A 5,071-nucleotide genomic window follows, 5' to 3' on the forward strand; every position below is an offset into this window, starting at 1 on the left:
CTCCCCGTCACTATACGGGGAGAAATGTCCGGCAGGACAATGAGGGGCAGCGCTAACTTTGCTGGCTACAGCTCGCCCTCATACGTCAGTTGCGCCTGCGTCAGCGCCCGATCCAGCCTTTCGCCCTCCGCATAACCCGACAAATTCTGCGGCCGCTCGATACCAGGCAGCAGCCTCGGACACGGCTCGGCGGCGCCGACCACTATCCGCACCGGGATGACGCCGGCCCACACCGGATGCCCGTAATCCTCCTCGTCGTCGGCGACTCCCTTAGCGCGCACTTTGGCTGATGCCTCTTCGATGCGCATGCCGATCACCGTCGTCGCCTTGGCCTCCTGCACCGAGATCGGCCGCAGGGTCTCGCTCCGGCCGGGGTAGAAGCGGTCGACGACGCCGGCCAGCGCCTTCAGTTTCTCATCAGGCTCATCGATGATCCGCGCCGTGCCGAAACACATCGCCGAGCGGTAATTGGCGGAATGGTTGAAGCCCGAGCGCGCCAGCACCAGCCCGTCGAGATGCGACACCGTCAGACACGCCGGCGTGCCGCCGCGCAGATTGCGCAGCATGCGGCTGGCCGACGAGCCGTGCCAGTAGAGCATGTCGTCCTCGCGCCAGTGGATGGTCGGCGTGCAATAGGGCTGGCCGTCGGACGTATAGGCGACATGGCACAGCAGCCCGGCATCCAGCACCGCGAAGACTGCCGCATGGTCGTAGCTGCCGCGCTCGTGCAGGCGCTTGACGCGGTTGCGGCTGGTGGTCGGAAAGCTGGCTGGCGTGTCGTTCACGGCTTGCATCCTTGGTTGTTGTCTGCCAACCATGCGCCGTGACATTGGTTGATAAAAGAACCAATCCGATGAAGAAAAAACAGACCAATTTGCCGGATTGGTCGGCGCTGATCCCGGTCCTCCCGGGCGACGGCCCGCGCAGCCGCGAGCTTTATGCGGCGCTCAGGCGGCTGATCGAGACCGGCGCGCTGGCTGCCGGGGCCAAATTGCCGACCACCCGGGATCTCGCACAGCGCTTCGGCCTATCGCGTTCGGCGGCGGTTGCCTGTTTTGAAATGCTGGTCTCGGAAGGCTTCGCCCTCGCCAGGATCGGTGCCGGAACCTTCGTCGCGCCTGACGTGCCGCATCTGCCGACAACACTGGTCAAGCCACGGCCACCCGAGATCGATGCCGCCACCTCGCTGCCTTGCGGCCTTGGCGTGGCGGTGTCCGATCCGCGCACGCTTAATTTGTTTCGCATCCTTCTGTCGCGCCACCTCGCTCGCCCCGGGCCGGAGCATTTCCGCTATGGCGATCCGCGCGGCGGCCTGCCGCTGCGCACGGCAATTGCCACCTATCTCAGGACCGCACGCGGCGTGCGCTGCGATGCCGGCCAGATCGTGCTGACTTCGGGCACGCAGCAGGGGCTGGATCTTCTGGTGCGCGCCGCGCTCAGCCCCGGCGATGCCGTCTGGATCGAAAACCCCTGCTATCCCATGGCGCAGGCCGTGCTGGCCGGCAGCGGCGCCAGGGTTTTTGGGGTACCGGTCGACGCGGAAGGGCTCGATCCCGAGATCGGCGAAAGCCTGTGCTCCAAGGCGCGCGCGGCCTATGTCACGCCCTCGCATCAATATCCGCTCGGCGTGACGATGACGATGCGCCGCCGTCTCGCTTTGCTCGACTGGGCTCGGCGCAACGATGCCTGGATCATCGAGGACGACTACGACAGCGAGTTCCGCTATGCCGGCCCGCCGCTGACCTCGCTGCAGGGCATGGACGGTTCAGATCGTGTCGCCTATCTCGGCACCTTCTCGAAAATCCTCTTCCCCGGCCTGCGCATCGGCTATGTCGTGGTGCCCGAAGCGCTGCTCGATGCCGTGATGGCGGTCAGGGCGCGCTCCGACCGCTTCCCCTCGACGCTGGCCGAAGGCGCGCTGACCGACCTGTTGAACAAAGGCCATTTCGCCGCGCATCTCCGGCGCGTGCGCCGCCGCGTCCAGGCCGCGCGCGACGTCCTGGTCGCCGGCCTCGAGGCGCATTGCGGCGATGCCCTCGAAGTAACCGTGCCCGAACAGGGGTTGCATTTGATGGCGACGCTGAAGGACGCCGGGCCGGACACCGCGATCGTCGAGGCGGCGAAGGCGGCGGGTGTCGGCGCCAGGGCCTTGTCCTCAATGTTCATCGGCGGGGCGCCCCGGCAAGGTCTGGTGCTGGGTTTTTCGGGGTTTTCGGACGAGGAGTTGATGGCCGCGACGGTGCGACTGGGTGGGGTGGTTCGGCAGCAAGCCCGGTGAGCCAACGAGAACCGCCTCATTGGTGCGCCGGCATCGAACTGTAGAGCCCCGTCAATCCCCATCCGCTGGCCCGGCCTTGCCGCACTGCGCCAGCACCTTGCCGATGGCCGCGCTGGAGCCCTTCAGCGGAAAATTGGTCTCGCCATATTTGGCTGAACTGACCGACACATCGCCTTTCTCCCGCAGCAGGTCGAGCAGCGGATCGGCTTTCGCCAGATTGACCACGAAGTAGTTGTACATGGCCTCCAGCTGGAGCGTCTTGGTTACCCTCTTGCCGTCGGCCTTGAACGCGAACGAACCGCTGATGCCAGGTTCCAGCTGCTGGCCGGTGGCACCGAGATCGTAGCTCAGCACCGGCGTGTCGAAACAGGTGAGCATCATATGCGCATCGCCTTTCGGCCCGCCGCAGACCGAAGCCGTCAGCACGCTGCCGCCCTCGTCTTCCTCCATCTTGGCGCTCCAGCCACCGCACGACGCGGCAAACGCCGGCTGCGCGGCCTGCACGACGGCCAAGGCACCAGCGACGATGAGATGTGCAACTCTCATGACTCCCCCAATTGACTGCCTCCAGGGCATTTGCAGCGCCCGTCGGCAGCATATAGGAAAAAGCGATCCGATGGCATTGCCCGTTGCGGCAGCCGGTCCTGTTTCGTGGAGAGTTGGATTGAGAGCCTGCGTTCGCCTGTGTCTGTCCTTTGCCGCCCTGCTTGCCTCGCCGCTCACCGCTCGTGCCGAGTGGAAGCCGGTCGAGAAAATCGAGCCCTACGCGATCTCGGGCCGGTCCGGCGCCGAACTCTACCGCTCGATCGGCGAGAAAGGGCCAAAGCTCGGCATTGCCCGCGCCATCGCCTACACCAATTTCAAGCTGACCTGGGGGTTAAGGGACTACAAGCCCAGTGGCAAGGACTGCGTGCTGACGGCCGGGCGGCCGAAGCTGATCGTCACCTACACCTTGCCAAAACCCTCCGGCTCCCTGCCGCCCGCCGTCCAGAAGAACTGGGAAACCTTCATTGCCGGCGTCGCCGCCCATGAGAAGGTGCATGGCGCCAGCATGGTCCAGATGGTCCACGACATCCAAGCCGCGACGAACGGCCTGACCGTCGCCGACGATCCCAAATGCAGCAAGACAAGGGCCGAGGTGGTCAAGCGGCTCGACGCAATCTCGAAGGCGCGGGTGCTGGCAAGCCGCGATTTCGACCGCGTCGAATTCGGCAATGGCGGCAATTTGCAGAAACTGGTTTTTTCGCTCGTGACCGGCCCCTGACTGGCGCGGACCGCAGTCCGAAGTTGGCGGCAGTGCTATCTTCGACCGCTGGCGCCGGCCGCTTCGCCCAGCTCACCGCGTTTCAGCGCTCGCCCTCAGCTGCGCCCGCCTCTCGTCCGAGACGACGGCCAGATCCAGCACCTTCTGCAATTCGGCGGCATGGCGGAAGGACGGTTCGGCTTGCACGCCGGTTCGCACAGCGTCAGTGAAACGCTGGTAGTTGGTCGGCACCGTGCCGGCGTCGAACTCTTCCCATATGGCGTTCTCGACGTTTTCGCCGATGCAGGCCTTGAGCGCCGAGCCGTCGAGATTGTGCATCACCTCGATGCCGCCCTTCTCGCCATAGATGCGCAGGCGCAGTTCGTTGAGATGGCCAGTCGCCCAGCGGCTGGCATGCACCACGCCGAAGGCGCCGTTGGAAAAGTCCAGCGTCATGGCGAAGCTGTCATTGGCGTCGAGCCCGTAGTCGCCGATGCGGTTGCCAGGCGCCTTGTCGAAGGCGCGCAGCCGGCAGAAGACATGGTCGATGTCGACGGCTGCGCCATAGCTGGCGAAATCGAGGATGTGGATGCCGACATCGCCAAGCACGCCATTGGAGCCGTGGCCGCGTGACAGGCGCCACAGCCATTTCGGATCGGTGCGCCAGTCGCCCCAGAATTTCGACACCAGCCAGCTTTGCAGGTAGGACGCCTCGACATGCCTGACGGTGCCGATCTCGCCCGCCTGCACCATCTGGCGGGCCCTCTGCAGCGCCGCCACATTGCGATAGGTGAGGTTCACCATGTTGACGATGCCGGCGGCCTCGGCGGCGTCGGCCATCTCGGTCGCCTTGCCATAGCTTTCGGCCAGTGGCTTCTCGCACAGCACCGGCTTGCCGGCGGCGATCAGCGCCATGGTGGTCGGGTGGTGGATGCGGTCCGGCGTGACATTGGCCACCGCGTCGAACTCACCCCATGTCAGCGCCTCATCCAGCGCGGTAAAGCGGTTGGGAATGTCAAAACTGTCGGCGAACTCGCCGACCCGTGCCGGATCGACATCGACCGCGCCGACAATGTCGACGCCGTCGATGGCGGTGAAGCGCCGCGCATGTTCCTGCGCCATCCAGCCGGTGCCGAGTATCAAAAGCCGCATTCTTTGCTCCTTGGGGTGAGATGCCGGGATCCCCTCCCGGCCGACGCCCTCAAATAGCGCGTATGATGCCGCCGTCGACCCGAATGTTCTGGCCGGTGATGTAGCCGGCGCCTTCGGACGCCAGGAAGGCGATGGTCGCGGCGACCTCTTCCGAGGTTCCGTAGCGCTGCATCGGCACGCTGTCGCGGCGCTCCTCGGTGGCCGGCAGGCTGTCGATCCAGCCGGGCAGCACGTTGTTCATGCGCACATTGTCAGCGGCATAGGTATTGGCGAAGATCTTGGTGTAGGCGGCAAGCCCGGCGCGGAACACAGCGGACGTCGGAAACATCGGGCTCGGCTCTACCACCCAGGCCGTCGAGATGTTGATGATGGCGCCACCCTTCTGCTTGACCATCTGC

6 protein-coding genes are annotated in these 5,071 nt (G+C 65.3%); 2 read left to right on the plus strand and 4 right to left on the minus strand.

Annotation, left to right across the window (positions count from 1 at the left end; all coding sequences use genetic code 11):
• Nucleotides 1-65: 65 nt before the first annotated feature.
• Nucleotides 66-818 carry a pyridoxamine 5'-phosphate oxidase family protein gene (locus tag EOB49_RS32730; protein ID WP_164781896.1) on the minus strand — a complete coding sequence of 251 codons (753 nt, stop codon included), beginning with the start codon at nucleotides 816-818 and terminating at the stop codon, nucleotides 66-68.
• 35 nt (nucleotides 819-853) lie between these two features.
• On the opposite strand from EOB49_RS32730, the gene EOB49_RS32735 reads away from it, so the two are divergent.
• Nucleotides 854-2,278 (plus strand): PLP-dependent aminotransferase family protein, encoded by a 1,425-nt coding sequence (locus EOB49_RS32735; RefSeq protein WP_127383394.1) that lies wholly within the window; start codon nucleotides 854-856, stop codon nucleotides 2,276-2,278.
• 51 nt (nucleotides 2,279-2,329) lie between these two features.
• On the opposite strand, the gene EOB49_RS32740 is transcribed toward EOB49_RS32735, so the two are convergent.
• Nucleotides 2,330-2,824 (minus strand): hypothetical protein, encoded by a 495-nt coding sequence (locus EOB49_RS32740; RefSeq protein ID WP_245472948.1) that lies wholly within the window; start codon nucleotides 2,822-2,824, stop codon nucleotides 2,330-2,332.
• A 118-nt stretch (nucleotides 2,825-2,942) separates the two neighbouring features.
• Between EOB49_RS32740 and EOB49_RS32745 the strand changes: the two genes are divergently transcribed.
• Nucleotides 2,943-3,542 carry a DUF922 domain-containing Zn-dependent protease gene (locus EOB49_RS32745; protein WP_127383395.1) on the plus strand — a complete coding sequence of 200 codons (600 nt, stop codon included), beginning with the start codon at nucleotides 2,943-2,945 and terminating at the stop codon, nucleotides 3,540-3,542.
• 72 nt (nucleotides 3,543-3,614) lie between these two features.
• Here the strand turns inward: EOB49_RS32745 and EOB49_RS32750 are convergent, their stop codons facing one another.
• On the minus strand, nucleotides 3,615-4,673 hold the full coding sequence (locus EOB49_RS32750; RefSeq protein WP_127383396.1) for a Gfo/Idh/MocA family oxidoreductase: 1,059 nt from the start codon (nucleotides 4,671-4,673) through the stop codon (nucleotides 3,615-3,617).
• Between the two features lie 49 nt (nucleotides 4,674-4,722).
• On the minus strand, nucleotides 4,723-5,071 hold a 349-nt coding region (locus EOB49_RS32755; protein ID WP_127383397.1), incomplete at its 5' end, for an SDR family oxidoreductase.

The sequence above is a fragment of the Mesorhizobium sp. M7A.F.Ca.MR.148.00.0.0 genome, assembly GCF_003997735.1.
Lineage (GTDB): Bacteria > Pseudomonadota > Alphaproteobacteria > Rhizobiales > Rhizobiaceae > Mesorhizobium.

Coding starts and splice junctions, on each gene's coding strand:
- EOB49_RS32735 (WP_127383394.1), top strand. CDS start 854: ATGAAGAAAAAACAGACCAATTTGCCGGATTGGTCGGCGCTGATCCCG.
- EOB49_RS32750 (WP_127383396.1), bottom strand. CDS start 4,673: ATGCGGCTTTTGATACTCGGCACCGGCTGGATGGCGCAGGAACATGCG.
- EOB49_RS32740 (WP_245472948.1), bottom strand. CDS start 2,824: ATGAGAGTTGCACATCTCATCGTCGCTGGTGCCTTGGCCGTCGTGCAG.
- EOB49_RS32730 (WP_164781896.1), bottom strand. CDS start 818: ATGGTTGGCAGACAACAACCAAGGATGCAAGCCGTGAACGACACGCCA.